This is a genomic window from Thalassospira sp. SN3W (assembly GCF_038070535.1).
Lineage (GTDB): Bacteria > Pseudomonadota > Alphaproteobacteria > Rhodospirillales > Thalassospiraceae > Thalassospira > Thalassospira xiamenensis.
In genome coordinates this window covers 3,502,368-3,522,600 of sequence record NZ_CP121124.1, presented here as the reverse complement: position 1 = coordinate 3,522,600, position 20,233 = coordinate 3,502,368, and the positions used below count along the sequence as shown (strand labels likewise).

The 20,233-nt window shown below is 56.8% G+C and carries 17 protein-coding genes; 8 read left to right on the top strand and 9 right to left on the bottom strand.

Going from position 1 to position 20,233, the window contains the following annotated elements; all coding sequences use genetic code 11:
- Positions 1 to 11 precede the first annotated feature (11 nt).
- Genes P8T57_RS16110 through P8T57_RS16095 form a run of 4 tightly spaced genes read left to right on the top strand, consistent with a single transcriptional unit; the run spans position 12 to position 4,908 of the window.
- Complete coding sequence (locus P8T57_RS16110) at positions 12 to 710, top strand: TRAP transporter small permease (RefSeq protein ID WP_037990007.1); 699 nt, start codon at positions 12 to 14, stop codon at positions 708 to 710.
- A 12-nt stretch (positions 711 to 722) separates the two neighbouring features.
- Complete coding sequence (locus P8T57_RS16105) at positions 723 to 2,039, top strand: TRAP transporter large permease (protein WP_341363668.1); 1,317 nt, start codon at positions 723 to 725, stop codon at positions 2,037 to 2,039.
- A 1-nt stretch (position 2,040) separates the two neighbouring features.
- On the top strand, positions 2,041 to 3,357 hold the full coding sequence (locus P8T57_RS16100) for a malonyl-CoA decarboxylase (RefSeq protein ID WP_007090878.1): 1,317 nt from the start codon (positions 2,041 to 2,043) through the stop codon (positions 3,355 to 3,357).
- Between the two features lie 9 nt (positions 3,358 to 3,366).
- Positions 3,367 to 4,908, top strand: coding sequence for a malonyl-CoA synthase (locus tag P8T57_RS16095; protein WP_341363667.1), 1,542 nt, complete (start codon positions 3,367 to 3,369; stop codon positions 4,906 to 4,908).
- Positions 4,909 to 4,968: 60 nt separating this feature from the next.
- Here P8T57_RS16095 and P8T57_RS16090 read toward each other — a convergent pair whose 3' ends face one another.
- Positions 4,969 to 5,457: a hypothetical protein gene (locus P8T57_RS16090; RefSeq protein ID WP_341363666.1), complete on the bottom strand. Its 489-nt coding sequence runs from the start codon at positions 5,455 to 5,457 to the stop codon at positions 4,969 to 4,971.
- 657 nt (positions 5,458 to 6,114) lie between these two features.
- On the opposite strand from P8T57_RS16090, the gene P8T57_RS16085 reads away from it, so the two are divergent.
- The 3 genes from P8T57_RS16085 (at position 6,115) to P8T57_RS16075 (ending at position 10,134) form a co-directional block, all read left to right on the top strand.
- The gene (locus P8T57_RS16085) at positions 6,115 to 6,834 is read left to right on the top strand and encodes a YkgJ family cysteine cluster protein (RefSeq protein ID WP_341363665.1); all 720 of its coding nucleotides are present in this window, start codon (positions 6,115 to 6,117) and stop codon (positions 6,832 to 6,834) included.
- A 99-nt stretch (positions 6,835 to 6,933) separates the two neighbouring features.
- Entirely contained in the window at positions 6,934 to 7,716 is a 783-nt protein-coding gene (locus P8T57_RS16080) for a glucose 1-dehydrogenase (RefSeq protein WP_341363664.1), read from the top strand.
- A gap of 177 nt (positions 7,717 to 7,893) precedes the next feature.
- Positions 7,894 to 10,134, top strand: a complete 2,241-nt coding sequence (locus P8T57_RS16075; protein ID WP_341363663.1) for a TonB-dependent siderophore receptor — start codon at positions 7,894 to 7,896, stop codon at positions 10,132 to 10,134.
- A 79-nt stretch (positions 10,135 to 10,213) separates the two neighbouring features.
- On the opposite strand, the gene dxs is transcribed toward P8T57_RS16075, so the two are convergent.
- The 5 genes from dxs to P8T57_RS16050 form a co-directional block, all read right to left on the bottom strand.
- Positions 10,214 to 12,133, bottom strand: coding sequence for a 1-deoxy-D-xylulose-5-phosphate synthase (gene dxs / locus P8T57_RS16070; protein ID WP_007090872.1), 1,920 nt, complete (start codon positions 12,131 to 12,133; stop codon positions 10,214 to 10,216).
- Positions 12,134 to 12,246: 113 nt separating this feature from the next.
- Complete coding sequence (locus P8T57_RS16065; RefSeq protein ID WP_341363662.1) at positions 12,247 to 13,215, bottom strand: hypothetical protein; 969 nt, start codon at positions 13,213 to 13,215, stop codon at positions 12,247 to 12,249.
- A 16-nt stretch (positions 13,216 to 13,231) separates the two neighbouring features.
- Positions 13,232 to 14,128 carry a polyprenyl synthetase family protein gene (locus P8T57_RS16060; protein ID WP_007090870.1) on the bottom strand — a complete coding sequence of 299 codons (897 nt, stop codon included), beginning with the start codon at positions 14,126 to 14,128 and terminating at the stop codon, positions 13,232 to 13,234.
- 14 nt (positions 14,129 to 14,142) lie between these two features.
- The gene (locus P8T57_RS16055; protein ID WP_341363661.1) at positions 14,143 to 14,406 is read right to left on the bottom strand and encodes an exodeoxyribonuclease VII small subunit; all 264 of its coding nucleotides are present in this window, start codon (positions 14,404 to 14,406) and stop codon (positions 14,143 to 14,145) included.
- 153 nt (positions 14,407 to 14,559) lie between these two features.
- A complete protein-coding gene (locus P8T57_RS16050) occupies positions 14,560 to 15,489 on the bottom strand; it encodes a histone deacetylase family protein (protein WP_341363660.1) in 930 nt (309 codons plus the stop codon).
- A 465-nt stretch (positions 15,490 to 15,954) separates the two neighbouring features.
- Here P8T57_RS16050 and P8T57_RS16045 point away from each other — a divergent pair, with 465 nt between their 5' ends.
- Positions 15,955 to 16,272, top strand: a complete 318-nt coding sequence (locus tag P8T57_RS16045) for a metalloregulator ArsR/SmtB family transcription factor (protein ID WP_007090865.1) — start codon at positions 15,955 to 15,957, stop codon at positions 16,270 to 16,272.
- 97 nt (positions 16,273 to 16,369) lie between these two features.
- On the opposite strand, the gene P8T57_RS16040 is transcribed toward P8T57_RS16045, so the two are convergent.
- The 3 genes from P8T57_RS16040 to aspS form a co-directional block, all read right to left on the bottom strand.
- Positions 16,370 to 17,263, bottom strand: a complete 894-nt coding sequence (locus tag P8T57_RS16040; protein WP_341363659.1) for a DUF1849 family protein — start codon at positions 17,261 to 17,263, stop codon at positions 16,370 to 16,372.
- Positions 17,264 to 17,265: 2 nt separating this feature from the next.
- On the bottom strand, positions 17,266 to 18,183 hold the full coding sequence (locus P8T57_RS16035) for an SPOR domain-containing protein (protein WP_341363658.1): 918 nt from the start codon (positions 18,181 to 18,183) through the stop codon (positions 17,266 to 17,268).
- 146 nt (positions 18,184 to 18,329) lie between these two features.
- Entirely contained in the window at positions 18,330 to 20,117 is a 1,788-nt protein-coding gene (gene aspS / locus P8T57_RS16030; RefSeq protein ID WP_007090862.1) for an aspartate--tRNA ligase, read from the bottom strand.
- Positions 20,118 to 20,233 lie beyond the last annotated feature (116 nt).

Here is a 20,233-nt window from a genome sequence, read left to right as displayed (position 1 = left end):
GGAGTCCCAGCGTGGCGAACGCAGTTTTTCCCAATTCCCTTCCGGTCGACCTGCCTGACGAAGGCGATGGCGCACCGCGCGCGCGGTCGAACCATAACAGTTTCCCGCCGCCACCCGATGTCGAACCGCTGCCTGAAAAAACCGGCAGCACCGGCACAGGGACGCGCCCTGATCCGATGAAGCCGCGTGGCCCGCTTGATCACGCAGTCAATGTCGTTCACTTCCTGTCAAAGACCTGTGGTGTTGTCGCGGCATCGATGTTCTTCATCGCCATGCTGCTGATCTGCCAGCTGGTCTTCATCCGCTATATCCTGAATTCCTCGACCGTCTGGCAGACAGAAGCCGTGATTTACCTGATGATCGGCGGCACCCTGATCGGTCTGCCTTATGTGCAGCTGCTGCGCGGGCATGTGAATGTCGATCTTCTGCCGATGTATCTGAAACGCGGGGCGCGCAAACTGCTTGCGGTTGCGACCCTGCTGTGCGGCCTTGCCATCAGTGCGATGTTTGCCTTTTACGGCATCGAACTGGTGATCGAAGCCTATCAGGGCGGGTGGAAATCACCGTCGATCTGGGCCCCTGCATTGTGGAAACCCTACCTGATGCTGCCGGTCGGTTTTGGCCTGCTGTTCCTGCAATTCCTCGCCGATCTGATGTGCCTTCTGACCAACCGGTCGAAAGCCTTCCATATCGAAGACAACCCGTTTTAAGGAGCCGGTGCAATGGATCCGCTTTCTCTTGCCGCGCTCGTTGGCATTGTCACCACCCTGATCCTGTTTTCCGGTATTCCGGTCGGTATCGGTCTTTTGATGGTCGGTGTCGGGTTTATCTGGATTTTCGATGGCGCAAGCGCGCTGCCGCTGCTGCCTGAAATCCTGTTTTCCAAACTCGAAAGTTTCGAAGTTCTCGCCATCCCCATGTTCATCCTGATGGGGGCGGTTGTCGCATCATCCCGTGCGGGTGGTGATCTGTATTCCGTGCTGGATCGCTGGTTAACGCGTGTGCCGGGGGGATTGGTCATTTCCAACCTGGGGGCATGCGCGATCTTTTCTGCCCTGTCGGGGTCGTCACCGGCGACCTGTGCCGCGATTGGCAAGATGGGCATTCCCGCCATGCGTGAACGCGGTTTCCCGAGTTCGGTTGCCGCCGGGTCAATCGCGGCCGGTGGTACACTTGGCATTCTGATCCCGCCCAGCGTCACCATGATTGTTTACGGCATTTCGACCGACACATCGATCGGGCGCCTGTTCCTTGCCGGTCTTCTGCCGGGTCTGATGCTGACCGCGCTGTTCATGGTCTGGTCGCTTTATTCGACCTGGCGTCAGGGCAATGCATCGGTTGCACTAGCATCGGTGACCTATAGCTGGAAGGAAAAGTTTGAAATCCTTCCGCGTGTTCTGCCGTTCATCGTCATTATCTGTGCGGTTCTGTTCGCACTGTATGGCGGGGTGGCAACGCCGTCCGAAACGGCGGGTGTTGGCGCGCTGTTCTGCCTGATTGTCGCGATGATCATCTATCGCATGTGGCAGCCAGGCAAGCTTTGGAACATCATGCGCGACACGACCCGTGAATCGGTGATGATCCTTCTGATCATCGGGGCCGCCGGTCTGTTCAGTTATATGCTGTCGTCGCTGTTCATCACCCAATCCATCGCACAGTGGATTTCCGCCCTTGACGTCAACCGCTGGGTTCTGATGGGATTCATCAACGTGTTCCTGCTGATCAGCGGTTTCTTCCTGCCGCCGGTTGCCGTGATCCTGATGTCGGCCCCGATCCTTTTGCCGGTGATCGTCAATGCCGGTTTTGATCCCTACTGGTTTGCGGTAATCCTGACGATCAACATGGAAATCGGCCTGATCACGCCGCCGGTTGGCCTGAACCTTTATGTCATTAACGGGATTGCACCTGACATCCGCCTGCAAACCATCCTGAAAGGTGCGATGCCCTATGTGCTGTGCATGGTGGTTGCCATCGTGATCCTGTGCTTCTTCCCGCAAATTGCCACATGGCTTCCCGAAACGGTCATAGGAGGAAGTTAAAATGTCCGGAATTTCCGTTAGAAGCTGGATTTCCAGTATTGCCGATCGCGGCCGGGAGCTTCTCGACCTGCCGCTTTCGACACCGCAGGACCCGTTCGCCCAGCTAAAGGCAATGTGCAAGGACCTTGTGTCGCAAAAGGGCGAAGCCCGCGGCACCGCCGTTGCGCGCGAAGTGGTGCGCCTTTGGGAAACCCTGCCCGAAGAGGATCATCTGCGCTTTTTCGAAATGATGCAGAACGATTTCAGCGCCAACCGCACCGAAGTCAGAAAGGCCGCCGAAGCCTTTGCTAAGGATCCCTCCGAAGCCAATCTGGCGGTTCTGACCCATGCGTCGGAACCCGCCCGGCAGGAGCTTCTGCGCAGGATCAACATGGCACCGGGCGGTACGCGTGCGATTGTCGACATGCGTGAAACGCTTCTGGGTCTGATCAAGGAAAACCGCCACCTTGAGCCGCTTGATGCCGATATGGGGCATCTGCTGACAAGCTGGTTTAACCGGGGCTTCCTTGAACTGCGTCATATCGATTGGGATACGTCGGCCTCCATCCTTGAAAAACTGATCCGCTACGAAGCGGTTCATGAAATCCAGGGCTGGGATGATCTGCGCCGTCGTCTGGCAACGGATCGCAAGTGCTTTGCCTTTTTCCATCCGGCGATCCCCGATGATCCGCTGATTTTCGTCGAAGTTGCCCTTGTGCATGGCCTTGCTGACAGTGTTCAGGCGCTTCTGGCACCGGAAATCGATGAAACGGCCCCGCAAAAGGCCAATACCGCGATTTTCTATTCAATCAGCAACTGCCAATCGGGCCTTAAGGGCATTTCGTTTGGCAATTTCCTGATCAAACAGGTGGTCGAGGAGCTTAAACGCGAGTTCCCGAAACTCAGACAATTCGCCACCCTGTCGCCGATTCCGGGCTTCATGGGATGGCTGCGCACCCGCCAGAAAAGCAAGTCTGACGACGCCGATATCGCCGCCATCGTCCTTGCCGCGATGGAAGACGACAGCTGGATCGAGGATGCGGAAAAAACCGCCGAACTGAAAAAACCGGCGATGATGCTGTGTGCGCGCTATCTTGCGACCTGCAAGCGCGGCAAATCGCCGCTTGATCCCACCGCGCGCTTCCATCTTGGCAATGGGGCACAGCTTGAACGCCTCAACTGGCTGGGCGATACGTCGTCCAAAGGCTTGCGTCAGGCAGGCGGGATGATGGTCAATTACGCCTACCACCTTGATGATATTGAACGAAACCACGAAGCGCTGATGAATGACGGCAAAATCGCCGTTTCGAAATCGGTCATGCAGCTTACGGGAAACTAGGACAGAACCATGTCGGATAATCTTTTCAACGAATTTACCAAACGTTTCCCGGCGGATCGCGCGCGTACCTTCCTGATCGAACGTGATGGCACCGAGCGCAGCTTTGCCTGGTTGCTGGATCGTACCGCGCGTTATGCCACGGTTCTTGCCGATCATGGCGTGGTCAAAGGCGACCGGGTTGCCGCCCAGATCGACAAATCATCCGATGTGATTGCGCTTTATCTGGCGTGCCTTCAGCTTGGTGCGATTCACCTGCCACTGAACACCGCCTATACCGGTGATGAAATCGCCTATTTCCTTGGCGATGCCGCACCGCGCGTTTTTGTCTGCCGTCCGGCCCATATTGATGCCGCCAAAACCCTTGGCGCGCAAAACAATGTTGGTGCGGTCCTGTCGCTTGGCGACAAGGGCGATGGCACGCTAAATGATCTGGCCACCAATGCCAAACCGCATGGCGACGTCGCCGACGTGACCAAGGATGACATTGCCGCCATTCTGTATACGTCCGGCACCACCGGCAGATCCAAGGGTGCGATGCTGACGCATGGCAATCTGGGGTCCAACGCGTTAACCCTGCATAAGGCATGGGGCTTCAAGCCGGGTGATACGCTTTTACATGCCCTGCCGCTGTTCCATACGCATGGCCTGTTTGTTGCGATCAACATCATGCTGGTCAATGGCGGCAAGGTGATCCTGCTTCCGAAATTCGATGCCGATGACGTGGTGGAACGCCTGCCGAATGCCACTGTTCTGATGGGGGTTCCGACCTTCTATACAAGGCTTCTGGCGCATCCGAAGTTTGACAAGGATCTGGTCGCGAATATGCGCCTGTTCGTGTCGGGGTCCGCGCCGCTTCTGGCGGAAACCCATGATGCGTTCTTTGAGCGGACCGGGCATAAAATCCTTGAACGTTACGGCATGACGGAAACCTGCATGAACACGTCAAACCCGCTTGACGGGGAACGCCGTCCGGGGGCGGTCGGCCCGACCCTTCCGGGGATCGAGGCACGGGTTTGCGACAAGGATGGCAATGTTCTGCCGGTCGGTGAAATCGGTGTGCTTGAAGTTCGCGGGCCCAACGTTTTCAAAGGCTACTGGCAGATGCCGGAAAAAACCGCATCCGAGTTTCGCAAGGACGGTTTCTTTATCACCGGCGATCTGGCGACCATCGGCGCAGACGGTTATGTCACCATTGTCGGTCGCGACAAGGATTTGATCATTTCGGGTGGTTTCAACGTCTATCCCAAGGAAGTCGAGGAAATCATTGCCGAATATGACGAGGTCGAGGAAGTCGCGATCTTTGGCCTGCCGCATCCCGATTTTGGCGAGGCGGTTGCCGGGGTGATCGTCCCGGCCAAGGGCACCAAGCCCGATGCAGACGCGATCATCAAACGCACCCAGGACAAGCTTGCGAAATTCAAGGTGCCCAAACGCATCTGGATGCTCGACGAATTGCCGCGCAACACGATGGGTAAAATTCAAAAGGCCCAGTTGCGCAAGGATTATGCCGATACCTTTGCACCCCCGTCCGGCAAATCTGCCAACGGGTAATTGCACACTCTGTTTCGTTTTCCCGTGTCTCCCTGCTGTCTTGCAGACAGCCAAACTCTCTCACCGGTCGGAAATTCTGGCCGGTGTTTTTTTGAGCAGCCCAAAGAAAGTTCTTGATTTGTTCTTTTTGTTGTGGTAGAAAAGAAAAGTCAACGGGATAAAAGCGCCCGGACCAAAACCCGCAAAGCGTGATTCGCTTTGCGGGTTTTTGCGTTTGGGGCCAGATGAAAGTGATGATGATGCAGCAGCACAAAGACAGACCGATCCGGTGGCAACATCGCCGGATGATGACCGGCGGGTGGAAAAGCCATTACGGCGGTTTTGCGCCCGTGTCATAACCCACCCCAAGGTCACCCAAAGGTCAAGACGGGAGAAGTGCGCCTTGCTGGCAAGGCAACCGGTAAAATTGTGATCGGCAGCGGCTGGGCTGCGCCGGGTAGCATCTGGCAAGCGGTGGCGGAGATGAGTCATGACGGGAGAGGTGCGTCTTGTCGGCAAAGTAATGGCGAGATTGCGATCTGGTAGCGGCGAGGCTGCGTCGGGCAGCATTTGGCAAGCGGCGGCTGGTGATGGGTCCGCTGGTGATAGGTCAGGACGGGAGAGGTCCGCCTTGTTGGCAAGGCAGCCGGCGAAATTGTGATCGGCAGCGTTTGGCCGCGACTGGCAGAACTGGGCAGCAGGTGGCAAACAGCGGCGGGAGGTGGGTCTGTTGGAGCAAATGGTCCGGTGCGGCTGGTGCGACTGGCGGGAGTCCGTCGGCTGTTTGGATTTCCGTGTTCGTCAGACGGGGGACATCCGCCGAAGGAACCAGCGCGGCAAAGTTTGGCGGAACCACGCGTCGGAGGCAGCATGGGAGGATCACGGCAGGTTGCGTTTCATCGGGTGGCAGGAAGTGGCAGAACGACCAAAGGGGCGAGAAGCAGTTCGGCGAGGAACCTATGGCGAGGAGCCAAACGCACCGTTCGGAGGCCCGAAGCCCGCCCAAGGCCCGGAACCGGTTCCGATGGAGCGTATCTTTTGGCGGGTTTACGGATCACCAGACTACCCTGCCGGTTGGGAATTCTGGCAGAGTTTTTTTGGGAACCGCCGGTTGTAACCGCGTACTTGGAAAATGGTGCTAAAGCCATCATGATGGGACAAGGCTAGCAGGCTGTTTCGTATCAGCCTGTCCGGTGTGCGGACAGGGATCGGGATAAAGGCAATCGCATGGTCATGGTAAAACTTGACGACGCAATCGACCGGATCACGGGGGATATTTCCCGAACCGGTGCCCTGACCGCGGAAGCATCGCGCCGATACGAGGAGATGTTTCCGGGCTTTCGCGCCGAACTGGCCCGTGTGCTTGAACAGGCCCCGACCATCACTGACGCCGCGCAGGCGGCCATAATGCTGGTTGATGCGGCGTCGCGAAGCCTTCGGGATAGTTTTCCGCATCAACCCCATTGCGACTGCCGGGATGGATGCAGCGCGTGCTGCCACCTGTTTGTTGCGGTGCCGCCCGGTGTCACCAGCCTGATTGCCGAGCATATCCGCAAGACGTTTCCGCCAGACGAACAGCAGGCATTGCGTGAACGTCTGACCCAGGCAGCACGGATCATTGAACAGGCAAAGACCACATCCGAAGTGCGCGCACGCTGCCCGCTTCTAGGCGCAGATGAAAGATGCACGATCTATGACGTTCGCCCCCTGACCTGCCGCGCCTTTACATCATCGAGTGCGCCGCGTTGCCAAAGCATGGTCTTTGGTGATGAACGGCAACGCATGGATCGGATTGATCAGAATCCCGGGCATTACCGCCTGCATCTTGAAGCGACCGAAGCCCTTCAGGATGCCGCCAAAGCCCGCGGGCTTGACGGGCGGCAAATGGGGCTCGTTCATGCGCTGCTTGATCAACTGGAAACGGCGGGAGACGAGATACAAGATTAAATTTCGGCTGATGCGTTGCATCGGACCGGAACAGGTCCATTTTCAATGCGTTGATAAAATTCACCAATTCCTTCCATCTTGATACGGGCAAAGCAGCACATGAACAACTTCCCTGATCCCAAGGTCGCCTTCGTCACTGGTGCTGCGCAGGGTTTGGGGCTGGGGATTACGCAGCATTTTCTGTCGACGGGATGGAAGGTCATGCTGTTTGATCTGGATGCGGATGCCGGGGATGAAGCCATCACCGCCCTTTCCGAAGATCAGCGCGAACGTGCCCTGTTTTTCAAGGGCGATGTTTCCGATGAACGCGATGTTGCCATTGCGGTTCAGCAGACCGTCGACCGGTTCGGGCGTATTGACGGACTGGTCAATAATGCCGGGATTGCCGATCCGCATTCCGGATCGTTCGAACATCTGGATTGGGAAAGCTGGCAACGGGTGATCAATGTCAATCTGGGTGGGGCGTTTCTGGCGGCTAAACATGCGACACAGCATTTGCGCAAAACCCGTGGGGCGATTGTCAATATCGCATCCACCCGTGCGTTTCAGTCCGAAGCCAATACCGAAGCCTATGCCGCGTCAAAGGGCGGCATGGTTGCCTTGACCCATGCCATGGCGGTCAGTCTGTCGGGGGCGGTGCGGGTCAATGGCATTGCGCCGGGCTGGATCGAGGTTGGCGACTGGCAGAAATCATCCGCCCGCGAAGAACCGCAACACCGTGACATCGACCGGCAGCAACACCCGGCGGGGCGCATCGGAACACCTGATGACATCGCAAAAATGGTCGCCTTCCTGCTTGATCATGAACAATCAGGCTTCATGACCGGCGAAACCATCCGCATTGATGGCGGCATGACGCATAAAATGATTTATGCCGATTAAGCGTGTCATGCCCGGCTTGCCAAACAGCGCCAATCCACCCCGTGATTGAATAACTGAACAATTACATCAATATTGATAATAATAATCATTTATATTGAGATTGATTATCAATAGTGATAATCAGCACCCCATATCGATCCCGCCGGGGGCGGGGAAATTCGACCTTGGGGTTTTTTCATGCCGATCACACCGATTTTCAAACGTCATACATTCAGTACCCTATTGCTGGCGTCTGTCAGCATGTCTGCTGTTGCTGCCCTTCCCGCCCATGCGCAGGACGCGACGGAGAGCAGCACAAACAGCACACAGATCGAAACCGACGATGCCATCAAGCTGGCTCCGATCCGGGTAGAGGACAACGCCACATCGCAGGCAGGCGATCCAACCCCGCCGGTCTATGCCGGTGGTCAGGTTGCGACGGGTGGCCGGGCCGGTGTATTGGGCAATAAGGACAATCTGGATATCCCGGTCAGCATCACCAGCTATACCAGCGAAGTGATCAGGAACCAGCAGGCCGATACACTTGCCGATGTGGTTGATAACGATCCGGGCGTTCTGACATCCTACAGCTATGGCGGATCGGGTGACCGCTTCATGATCCGCGGCTTCGTTCTTGACGGTGATGACGTGATGCTGGATGGCCTTTATGGCACGGCACCGCGCCAGTTGATCGACATGTCGATGTATGAGCGGGTCGAAGTTGTCAAAGGCGCATCGGCATTCATCAATGGCATGTCACCGGGCGGCAGCGGCATTGGCGGCGGGATTAACCTTATCCCCAAACGCGCGACAGATGATCCGATCACCAGTGTCACGACATTCTATGAAATGAACAGCCAGACCGGCGGGCATGTCGATTTCGGTCGGCGTTTTGGCAAAAATAACCAGTTCGGCATTCGTGCCAATCTGAAATATGGCGACGGTGAAACCGCCATCGATGACGAAGACCGCAACAGCCAGATCGGGTCGCTGTCATTCGATTATCGCGGCGATGATACCCGCATCACGGTCGATGCCGGGCATAATGAAAAGAATATTGATCATGGGCGGACATCGGTAAATCTGCTCGGCACGCTTACGAACATCCCCGATGCGCCGGATGCAAGCCATAACTATAATGCGGATGGGACATGGGCCGACCTCGAGGACAGCTTTGTCCAGGGACGGATCGAGCATGATGTGAACGACTATCTTATGGCCTATGCCGCCGCAGGCACCCGCCACATGGAAGAATCCGGGATTTATTCGACCCCGCGCATTACCGGTACCGATGGCACCATGACCTATGGCGGTTCGACCATCATTCGCGAAGATACGACCAATAGTGCGCTGACCGGTGCGCGCGTTAAATTTGAAACCGGCGTGGTAAAGCATGAACTGAATGCCGGGGTTTCCTATCTTCAGAACAAAAGCCATCAGGCATGGGCGTTTTCGCCCGGTGCGTCGGCGTTTACCGGCAATATTTACGGGCCAACCCCCACGGGCTATCCGGCGCTGGCAGCGCCATCGGGCAATCTGGCTGATCCGGGGCTTCGTAATATCAACGAACTGACCAGCTATTTTCTGGCCGATACCGTCAGCTTCCTTGACGACCGCGTCAGTGTCACGGGCGGCATTCGTCGTCAGTCAGTCAATACCAAGCAGTTCGATCTGACCAGCGGTGCACAATCAAGCAACTATGACGCGGACGAATATACGCCGATGGTCGGGATTGTCGGCAATGTGACCGATCAGGTGTCGGTTTATGCCAACTATATGGAATCCCTGTCGCCCGGCGAAACAGCCGCCAGTGCGGCCAGTGACGCGACCCTGACCAACCCGAGCGAGCAGTTGGCCCCTTACACGTCCGAGCAATATGAAATCGGGGCAAAGGCCGATTTCGGCAGCTTTGGCGGTAGTGTCGCCCTGTTTCAGATTTCCAAGCCGTTTTCTTATAAAAATGCCAGCAACACCTTTGCCGCAGACGGCGAGCAGCAGAACCGCGGCGTTGAATTCCAGGTCTTTGGCGAGCCTGTGACCGGCACCCGCATTCTGGGCGGTATCACGGTTTATGACGCGGAACTAACCGATACCCAGAACGGCACCAATGACGGCAACACGCCGATTGGCATTCCCGATTATGTTGCCAAGCTTGGCATCGAATATGACCTGCCGTTCCTTAAAGGTGCGACGGTCAATGCGCGTGCGGTTCACACGGCATCGCAATATGTCAATGCGACCAACACCCTTTCCATCCCGTCATGGACGCGCCTTGACCTTGGCGCGCGGTACACGACCGAGGTGCATGAATATCCCGTTACCATCCGTGCCAATATCGAAAACGTCACGGATAGCGATTACTGGGCGTCGGCCAATGGCGGTTACCTGACGATGGGGGCACCGTTGACGGCAAAGCTGTCCCTGACGGCGGATTTCTGATCCCGGCAGATGATGGACCAAAGAAAACGCCGCCTTTTTCAGGGCGGCGTTTTTACGATAACCGGTCTTGCCTGAACGATCAGGCGCGCACTTTGGCCTCGGAAAGACCCAGCGCGCCAAGGGCGGTTTTGACGATGCTTTGCGCATCAAGGCCTGCCTTGGCATATTGAATGTCGGGCTTGTCGTGATCGATCAGGGCGTCGGGCAAGGCCATGGTGCGAACTTTGAGCCCGTGATCAAGCAATCCCTGCCCTGCCATATGCTGCAGGACCATCGCACCAAAGCCTCCGATGGAGCCTTCTTCAATCGTGATCAGGACTTCGTGGTTGCGGGCCAGATCGGCGATCAGGGCATGATCAAGCGGCTTGGCAAAGCGGGCATCGGCAACCGTTGCCGGAAGGCCGCGTGCGGCAAGGTCTTCGGCGGCCAGCATCGCCTCTGCCAGACGGGTGCCATAGGACAGGATGGCGATCTTGCCGCCTTCGCGCAGGATGCGGCCCTTGCCGATTTCAAGAACCTTGCCCTCGGCCGGCATTTCAACGCCGACACCCTCGCCCCGCGGATAGCGGAAGGCACTGGGCCGGTCATCAATCGCCCATGCGGTTGTGGTCATATGAACCAGTTCGGCCTCGTCCGCCGCCGCCATCAGGACGATATTGGGCAGGCAGCCAAGATAGGCAATGTCATAGGCCCCGGCATGGGTCGCGCCATCCGCCCCGACAAGCCCGGCACGGTCCATGGCGAAACGAACCGGCAGGTTCTGGATCACGACATCATGCACCACCTGATCATAGGCGCGTTGCAGGAAGGTCGAATAGAGCGTGCAAAAAGGTTTGTATCCCTCGCACGCCATCCCGGCGGCAAAGGTCACGGCATGCTGTTCGGCAATGCCGACATCAAAGGCACGATCGGGGAACCGTTCGGCAAAGATATTGACCCCGGTGCCCGATGGCATGGCGGCCGTGATCGCGGTGATCTTGTCATCGGTTTCGGCAAGCTTGGTCAGCGTTTCGCCGTAAACCTTGGTGTAGGACGGTGCATTGGGTGTGGCCTTGGCCTGCTTGCCGGTGACGACGTCGAATTTGGCGACACCGTGATATTTGTCGGCGGCATTTTCGGCCGGGCCATAGCCCTTGCCCTTCTGGGTCACGACATGAACAAGGATCGGGCCATCGACATCCGCGTCGCGGACGTTTTTAAGCACCGGCAGAAGGTGATCCAGATTATGCCCATCAATCGGGCCGACATAGAAGAAACCCATTTCTTCAAACAGGGTCCCGCCGGTCACCATGCCGCGGGTATATTCTTCGATCTTGCGGGCGGCTTCTTCGATCTGGCGGGGCAGATGTTTGGTCAGGCCCTTGGCCGCATTGCGGAGGCCCTGATAGCCCTTGCCCGAAATCAGGCGTGACAGATAGCCCGACATGGAGCCCACCGGCGGGGCAATCGACATGTCGTTATCGTTCAAGATCACGATCATGCGCTGATCGGCAGCGGCGGCATTGTTCATCGCCTCGTAGGCCATGCCGGCACTCATGGAACCATCGCCGATCACGGCAATGACGTTTTTGCGTTTATCATCGGAAAGCTGGTTGGCAACCGCCATGCCAAGCCCGGCCGAGATGGAGGTCGAGCTGTGCCCGGCACCGAACGGGTCATATTCGGACTCGGAGCGTTTGGTAAAGCCCGAAAGCCCGCCGCCCTGACGAAGCGTGCGGATACGATCACGCCGCCCGGTCAGAATTTTATGCGGATAGCATTGATGCCCGACATCCCAGATCAGCCGGTCATCGGGGGTATCAAACAGGTAATGGATCGCCACGGTCAGTTCGACCACGCCAAGCCCGGCCCCCAGATGCCCACCGGTGACGGACACGGCATCAATCACCTCGGCGCGCAATTCATCTGCGACCTGCTTCATCTGCGCGGGTTGAAGGCTACGCAAGTCAGCCGGGATTTTAATCGTGTCCAGAAGCGGGGTCTTGGAGGTCGTGCTCATACCGATCTCGATTTTCAGTTTTGTGTGGCGTTTTTTATATAGTCGTCAAACCAACAGGGTGACGTTTCCTAAGCCCTATTGCAAGCAGCGTAAAATAAACAGCTTCGCCATAATTAGCGACCCTGAAAATCACCTGATTTGATGTCACTTAGGAACTTCAGCACCACCTGTTCAACAGTGCGGTGAATATCAACACGTTCGCGCCCGAAATCCCGGCATAAATAGCCGAAATTTTCCGCGATATAGGGCGTGCAGGGCGGCAGAAATGAATAATGCCCGGCCCCCTTGACCTTAACAAACTTCGCCCGCCCGCGCAAAAGGGTGCGAAAATGCGCGGCATTGGCGGTTTCGGGCAGGATTTCATCGGTATCGGCCTCGATAAACAGCATTGGGATCGTCACATCGGCAAAGCCCGCATCGGTCGCCGCAACGCCAAAGGCCGGGGTTACGGCAATCACGCCGGCAATCCGGTCATCGCGTGCGGAAACAACCGGGCCGCCATAACGATCATGCAACTCATCGACCATGTCATCACCCGGTACATGCTGGCAAATCACGCGGTCCTGATCGGCATTAAGCGCGCAATAGCTTTGCCAGGCGGAGGCATCAAACCGCCATCCCGCCATTTTAAGCACCGTCGCCCCACCCGCCGAATGGCCGAGCGCGTAAATACGATCCGTATCGATATGGACAGCAATGCCGTCATGATCCAGCAACAGATCAAGCGCAAGGCGCATTTCGCGCGGACGGCGTTCGATGATCGTCAATTGCCGCGCATCGGACGGATCAAGGTAATTGTCGCCATGATGCTGCGGGGCGGCGACGATATAACCGCGCCGCGCGAGATATTCCGCCAGCCAGAACTGATTGAACCGGTGCCCTTCGGAGCCATGCGAAAACATCACCAGCGGATAGGGTCCGCCATCGGCGAAATCCGCATCGCGGGCGCCGGTTGACGTGACACCCATATGACGCACCGGGCCTTCGGCGGCATGCGACGGATACCAGATCGCCAGCGGGAACGGGTCCTTGTCAAACAGCCGGTCACGAAAACCGGCTGTATATCTGGTTTGCTGGCTCATGTCAGGGGGACTGGCCTTAACGCCCGCGTTCGATCACGAAACGCGCCATTTCGCGCAGCGGTTCGGCTTCGCCGTCAAAGCAGTTCAGGTGATTGATCGCCTGATTGCACAGCATGGTTGCCTGCTCTCGCGCCTGTTCAAGGCCCAGAAGCTTCACATAGGTCGATTTATCCTGATCGATATCCTTGCCTGCCGTCTTGCCCAGTTCCGCACTGCTGGATTCCACATCGAGAAGATCGTCCTTGATCTGGAAGGCCAGACCCATGTCATGGGCGTAGGACCGCAAGGCCATGCGCATGCTTTTGGGGGCCTTGCCCAGAATCGCCCCGGCTTCGCAGGCAAAGGCAAACATCCGGCCGGTTTTCAGCAGATGCAAATGGGTGACCTGCGCCTGATCAAGGCTTTGCCCCTCGCCCGCCAGATCGATCATCTGACCGCCGACCATGCCATACGGCCCGGCCGCACGGGCAAGGGCGCGGACAAGATCGGTGCAGACACGCGGATCGGGATGGGTGCTTTCATCGGCCAGCACTTCGAAGGCCTGCGTCAGCAGCGCGTCACCGGCCAGAATGGCGGTCGCCTCGTCAAACTGCTTGTGGCAGCTTGGCTTGCCACGCCGCAGGTCATCATCATCCATGGCCGGCAGATCATCATGGATCAGCGAATAGCTGTGCACCATTTCAACCGCAGCGGCGACTCGCAAGGCGCATTGGCGCGATACCCGGAACAATCCGGCGGAGCTTAACACCAGAAACGGACGCAGGCGTTTGCCTTCGCCCAGGGTTGAATAACGCATCGCCTGAAACAGGCGTTGCTCGATCTGGCCATTGGGACGCGGCAGAATGCCATCAAGCGTTTCGCCAAGGTCAGCAGAAGCAGTACTCAGCTCAGCAAGCAGGTCGTAACTCACCATATTCTCCGCGAGAATTATTCGATTTCAGTCGGGGTTGCCGTTGGGCGGCCATCGGCATTGAGGGTAATTTTCTCGATGCGTTCTTCGGCTGCACGCAGTTTATCGGCGCAATGACGTTTCAGCGCCGCACCGCGTTCATAGGATGCAATGGCATCATCAAGCCCCACCTGCCCCTGTTCGAGCTGCCGCACGAGGCTTTCAAGCTGGCCAAGGGCCTCTTCAAAGCTGAGTTTGGCGATATCATCGGGGATCGTGGTGGATGGGGTTGGCGTGGACATATCTGCTCCATTGATTTGATTGGCGCGGAGTTTACGCCGACCGTCCCGGCAGGGCAACCGGCCAGAACGGAAATCGCAGCGGAAATTACTTTGTAAATTACTTTGTAAATTACTGGGGAAATTACTGCGGAAACTAATGCGGAAAAGGATGCCTTATGCCGTCATCAGGGTTCGCACATGGAACATGACCGAACTTGCCAGCGATGGCAGGTCATAGCCGCCTTCAAGCACCGAGACGACGCGGTTATCGCAAACCTCGCCCGCGAGGGCGAGAAGATGTTCGGTCATCCAGGCAAAGTCGCTTTCAACAAATGAAAGTCCCGCCAGCGGGTCATTGCGATGCGCATCGAAGCCGGCCGAAATGATCAGCAATTCCGGTTTGAAGGCGGCAATGCCGGGTAAAACCGATTGTTCGAAGGCGTGTTTCATTTCAGCCGTTCCCGCCCCGGCCGACAGCCCGACATTGAGGATATTGTTGGCACATCCGCGTTCATCGGGGGCACCGGTGCCGGGATAAAGCGGCCATTGATGGGTTGAACAGTAAAACAGGTCGGGATCGTTATAGAAAAGATCCTGTGTGCCATTGCCGTGATGAACGTCGAAATCCATCACCGCCACACGTTTGATGCCATGGGCATCGCGGGCATGACGCGCACCGACCGCCACATTGTTAAACAGACAGAACCCCATCGCCCGGTCATATTCCGCATGATGTCCCGGCGGGCGCACGCCGACAAAGGCATTGCGTTCATGGCCGGCCAAGACCGCATCGACCGCGACGCAGACACCGCCAACCGCGCGCAATGCCGCCTCGCCCGAGGCCGGTGAAACATAGGTATCGCCATCAAGGGATTCATATCCGCTTTGCGGGATCGCGGCCATGACCCGGTCGACATAGGCAGGGTCATGCACCTTTTTGATCAGATCAAGATCGGCTTTTGGGGCTTCTTCCCGGTGCAGGAACATGAATTCTTCGGCTTCAAGCACCCGCTGGATCACGCGAAGACGATCAGACTGTTCCGGGTGGCCCGGCCCCGTATCGTGATCGATACAGCTTTGATGCGTGACAAATAATGTCGCCATGTTTTGCGGATACCTTCCTGAATAGATGCCAGTCAGACAAGTTTGATTTTTGCCGGTCACCTTGCCTTACGGGCGGCGACCCTGGTTATTATTGTTTCATCGTGCCAGCCGACGTTATCTGCTGCTTTGTTCTAGATCATCATGAATCAGACAAATACTGCAAGTTTTCAAACTGAATGACAGATTAAGACCCTGTATGAACTGTCTATTGTATACACGGTGACTCAGAACGAAATATCGCCATAATCTCTGTCCACAAGACAAAGAGTGTCTTGACAGTTTGATGTTATACTTGAGAATAGGAATCTTCCCATTCTTGAATTTCATTAATGGGTTTGAGGCACCAAGACCTCGTTGGTTGGAAAAAATCGGGGACATCCCATCGGAGATTATCACCACGAATGTGATACACCCGATGCCCCAGTTGGGACAAAAGCCGAATATGGCCAGGCTAAAGGGAGCCAAATGGAACTTACCCATCTCGAAAAAAAGGCCGAGCAAGCCAGCGCGCTTCTGAAGGCCATGAGCAATCAGAGCAGACTTATGATTCTTTGCCAGCTTAACGATGGCGAAAAATCGGTCGGTGAACTTGAACGCATTGTCGGACTGAGCCAGTCCGCCCTGTCACAGCATCTTGCAAGATTGCGGCGGGACAAGCTGGTTAAAACCCGGCGCGAGGCACAGACGATCTTTTATTCGCTGCAAGGCGATGAAGCCGTCACCGTCATCAAGACACTTTATGGTCTGTATTGCCGCGACGACAGCAGCGCCGTCGCCGCCTAAGACTTTATGGAACTTCCCCCACAAAAAAGCCTGTCGGACATCCGGCAGGCTTTTTTGCGTTATCGGGCCGTTATTGCGGCAATAATCCGGTTTGTGCCTAACCGCATTCGGGGGCAGCAAGCCGCGTGACTTTCTGAAGGTCGCCGCGCACGCGGAAACTGCCGTAATTCATCCGCAGTTCCTGGGCAACACCGTTTTCACCGAAATCAACCGCAATCTCGGTCGACGGGCCGTTTTCGGCATTGCCAAGCGGGTAATAGGCCAGGTTAAGGCTGTGATAGGGCCGATTTGCGATACCATCGGCATCTTCGGCCGTGTTCTGCGATGGTCTGGCTGCCGAAATCACCGCGGCAATCCGGTTGGTCGGTGTATCGCCACTGCCATCAAACACCAGATCATTGGCAAATTTATCCCCCTGAAGCGCGCGCTTCAGCAGGGTTAGGGAATGCTGGGTCGGGAACATGGTATCGGCCGGAAGTTCCTCGGTCACTTCGACCGGAACTTCGTAGGTCACAAGAACCTTGTCCTTGTCACGCACCGCATCGCCAACAACCTCGTCGACCTGCACACCGTCGAGATAATCACGCATCCGGAAGCGGTATTTCGATCCGTCAAAGTTTTCCCACTGGGTCATCGAATAGGCGGAATTGATCGAACCGCCCTCGGCCCCTTGCAGAACCATCAGATGCTGCATCTCGGTGATCCAGCCATCACAGACCTTTTCAAACCGGTAACCCAGCGCACCGCGCACACCGACAACGGAACTGCCGACATCCGATGACACCATCGAAAACCGGTATTCCGCCACATGGGGCACCAGTTCGGCCTGAGTATCGGCCGCCTTGCGCACATGGGCCGGGTCAAAACCGCCCGGACCGGCGGCAAAGGATTGCCCTGCCTGCGCGGAACATCCCGCCAGGGCGACACAAAAGATCAGCGCCCCGAAGACGGAACGCTGTCGATTTTCAGGACAAACCGTAATAACTGGCAACTCTATTCTCCGGCAGCGTCGATCCCGACAATCCAGGGATCTTTGACACCCTTTTTGGCAGCAAGATGGCGTAAATCTTTTGCATGCTGATGCGAAAGCGGACCAACAGCGACACGAAGATATTCACGGCCCGCAACCGTCGCACTGATCAGGCGCGGCTGATATTCGCGGTAAAGCGACAGGGCATTTTGCGCGCGCAGCAGATCTGCAAAGCTTGCCAGTATTACATAGTCTCCCGGCAGCGGCACTGCAACAAGCTTGTCCTGCCCGGCGTTTTCCGGCGCGATCACGCTGACCTCGTCGGTCATGATGCCGGTATCGGTCAGGGCGGCGGTTTGGGTTTTGGCAACAGGTGCGACCGGCTTTGGCGGGGCGACATATCCGGCAACCGCGGCATCGGCTTCGCCCTGCGGATCAAGGGGACCTTCGTTGCGAAGCGGGATACGGTCATGATCGGGGGTGAACTGCGCCTGTGCGCTGGCGATTTCGACCGGGGCTGTTTGCGGAACAACGGTCGCTTCGGCATGGGAGGTTGCGCGCGGCGGCAGATCGGTTTGGACAATCACGGCCGATGTGCGGGCACCGGCTTTGGGATTTGACCAGTCTTCGCCGGGCGCGTTAACGGCATAAATTGCAGGTTCGGCGTCGCGGATTTTCTGTTTCACCGATGGTGCGCCCGGTTCGGCCAGCGCAACCGCATCATCGAGCACGACATTATCGCGGCAGACGTCTTCTTCAAATAGCGGGCGATGCAGGGCGCAATCGCGCTCGGCAACCGCTGAAACCGCATGATCGGTGGTGCTTTTGCCCGTGGTCACATAGCTGATCAGATCGCCGGCCAGCTTGGCAACGGTCAGTTCGACCGGACCACCGCACGCCGCCAAAGCCAACGGTGCCACCACCACAAGTATCTTTTTCAAACCGTAATCCCCCGCAGGATATAAATTGTTCCACCCTGAATGTGGATTACGGCGGGTTAAGATTACGTAAGCATCGAAGCTCAATAGACAAACAAAAACGGCCCGGAAATTTCCGGACCGTTTTTATCGTCATCAAAAGACAGAAATCAGTCTTTTTTGATTTTCGGCGGAAGCTGCACCCGCAGATGCAGTTCTTTAAGCTGACGGTCATCGACCTCGGCCGGGGCATTCATCATCAGATCCTGCGCCTGCTGGTTCAGCGGGAAGGCAATGACTTCGCGAATGTTCGGCTCGTCAGCCAGAAGCATCACAATACGGTCAACACCCGGGGCCGAACCACCGTGCGGCGGGGCGCCGAATTTGAACGCGTTGATCATGCCGCCAAAGCGGTCATCAACGACTTCCTTGCCATAACCGGCAATCTCGAACGCCTTGTACATGATGTCCGGGCGGTGGTTACGAATGGCACCGGACGACAGTTCGATACCGTTACACACGATGTCATACTGCCACGCCTTGATATCAAGCGGGTTCATGGTTTCAAGGGCTTCAAGACCGCCTTGCGGCATCGAGAACGGGTTGTGGCTGAATTCGATCTTGCCGTCGTCGTCTTCCTCGTACATCGGGAAATCAACGATCCAGCAGAATTTGAACATGCCGTCTTCACGAAGACCCAGTTCATCGCAAACCTTGTCGCGCGACTTGCCGGCAAATTTGGCTGCTGCCAGTTCCTTGTCACAGGCAAAGAAGACCGCATCGCCATTGGCAACGCCGGTAACTTCCTTGATCTTTGCGATGCGTTCGGCATCAAGATTTTTGGCAATCGGGCCTTTGGCTTCGCCGTTTTCATCGTAAACGATGTAACCAAGACCGGCGGCCCCTTCTTCGCGGGCCCAGGCATTGAGCTTGTCAAAGAAGCTGCGCGGGCGGCCAGCGGCCCCCGGTGCCGGAATGGCGCGAACCACCGAACCCTTTTCGATGTTCGAGGCAAAGATGCCGAAATTCGAACCGCGGAAGGCTTCGGTCACGTCAGACAGGATGATCGGGTTGCGAAGGTCGGGTTTGTCCGAGCCGTATTTCGCCATCGATTCATCAAACGGAATGCGCGGGAACGGAAGCGGCGTTACGTCACGACCACCGCCGAATTCGACGAAGATGTCATGAAGAACCGGCTCGATCGCGTCAAACACATCGTCCTGAGTGGCAAAGGCCATCTCGAAGTCGAGCTGATAGAACTCGCCCGGGGAGCGGTCGGCACGGGCGTCTTCATCGCGGAAGCACGGTGCGATCTGGAAATAACGGTCAAAGCCCGAAACCATCAGTAGCTGTTTGAACTGCTGGGGGGCCTGCGGCAGGGCATAAAACTTGCCCGGATGCATGCGCGACGGTACGAGGAAGTCACGCGCACCTTCCGGCGAGCTTGCCGTCAGGATCGGGGTCTGGATTTCCAAAAATCCCTGTGCGGTCATTTTCTGACGCATCGCCGAAATCACGCGCGAGCGCAGAACGATGTTCGAATGAACACTTTCGCGACGCAGATCAAGGTAACGGTGACGCAGGCGGATTTCCTCGCCATATTCGGCATCGCCAAAGACCGGCATCGGCAGCACGTCGGCCGACGACTGGACTTCGATGTTCGATGCATAAACCTCGATCTCGCCGGTCGGCAGGTTCGGGTTGACGGTTTCGGCGGTACGTTTGACGACCTTGCCGTCCACCGTGATCACACTTTCGGCGCGCGACTTTTCAAGAACCGCGAAAAGCGGGCTTGAAATATCGATCACGATCTGGGTGATGCCGTAATGGTCGCGCAAATCGACAAACAGAAGGTTGCCGTGGTCGCGCTTGCGGTGGATCCAGCCGGACAGGCGCACTTCCGCATCGGCGTCAGAGGCGCGCAACGCATTACAATTGTGTGAACGATAAGGATGCATGGTCTTTCCAGGTTGCTTTGTATGCTTGGTATTTTGGGCCACAAATTTGGCGCAAAGGTGCATGGCTGCACCGCGCTGTCAAACAAAAAAGCACCGCAATCCAGCCACCCCGGTCA

What these genes read in the sequence shown, in the direction of transcription:
- P8T57_RS16050 (WP_341363660.1), bottom strand. Translation starts at nt 15,489, where the DNA reads ATGGCGACATTATTTGTCACGCATCAAAGCTGTATCGATCACGATACG.
- P8T57_RS16080 (WP_341363664.1), top strand. Translation starts at nt 6,934, where the DNA reads ATGAACAACTTCCCTGATCCCAAGGTCGCCTTCGTCACTGGTGCTGCG.
- dxs (WP_007090872.1), bottom strand. Translation starts at nt 12,133, where the DNA reads ATGAGCACGACCTCCAAGACCCCGCTTCTGGACACGATTAAAATCCCG.
- P8T57_RS16090 (WP_341363666.1), bottom strand. Translation starts at nt 5,457, where the DNA reads ATGCTGCCCGACGCAGCCTCGCCGCTACCAGATCGCAATCTCGCCATT.
- P8T57_RS16085 (WP_341363665.1), top strand. Translation starts at nt 6,115, where the DNA reads ATGGTCATGGTAAAACTTGACGACGCAATCGACCGGATCACGGGGGAT.
- aspS (WP_007090862.1), bottom strand. Translation starts at nt 20,117, where the DNA reads ATGCATCCTTATCGTTCACACAATTGTAATGCGTTGCGCGCCTCTGAC.
- P8T57_RS16095 (WP_341363667.1), top strand. Translation starts at nt 3,367, where the DNA reads ATGTCGGATAATCTTTTCAACGAATTTACCAAACGTTTCCCGGCGGAT.
- P8T57_RS16065 (WP_341363662.1), bottom strand. Translation starts at nt 13,215, where the DNA reads ATGAGCCAGCAAACCAGATATACAGCCGGTTTTCGTGACCGGCTGTTT.
- P8T57_RS16055 (WP_341363661.1), bottom strand. Translation starts at nt 14,406, where the DNA reads ATGTCCACGCCAACCCCATCCACCACGATCCCCGATGATATCGCCAAA.
- P8T57_RS16060 (WP_007090870.1), bottom strand. Translation starts at nt 14,128, where the DNA reads ATGGTGAGTTACGACCTGCTTGCTGAGCTGAGTACTGCTTCTGCTGAC.
- P8T57_RS16075 (WP_341363663.1), top strand. Translation starts at nt 7,894, where the DNA reads ATGCCGATCACACCGATTTTCAAACGTCATACATTCAGTACCCTATTG.
- P8T57_RS16100 (WP_007090878.1), top strand. Translation starts at nt 2,041, where the DNA reads ATGTCCGGAATTTCCGTTAGAAGCTGGATTTCCAGTATTGCCGATCGC.
- P8T57_RS16105 (WP_341363668.1), top strand. Translation starts at nt 723, where the DNA reads ATGGATCCGCTTTCTCTTGCCGCGCTCGTTGGCATTGTCACCACCCTG.
- P8T57_RS16045 (WP_007090865.1), top strand. Translation starts at nt 15,955, where the DNA reads ATGGAACTTACCCATCTCGAAAAAAAGGCCGAGCAAGCCAGCGCGCTT.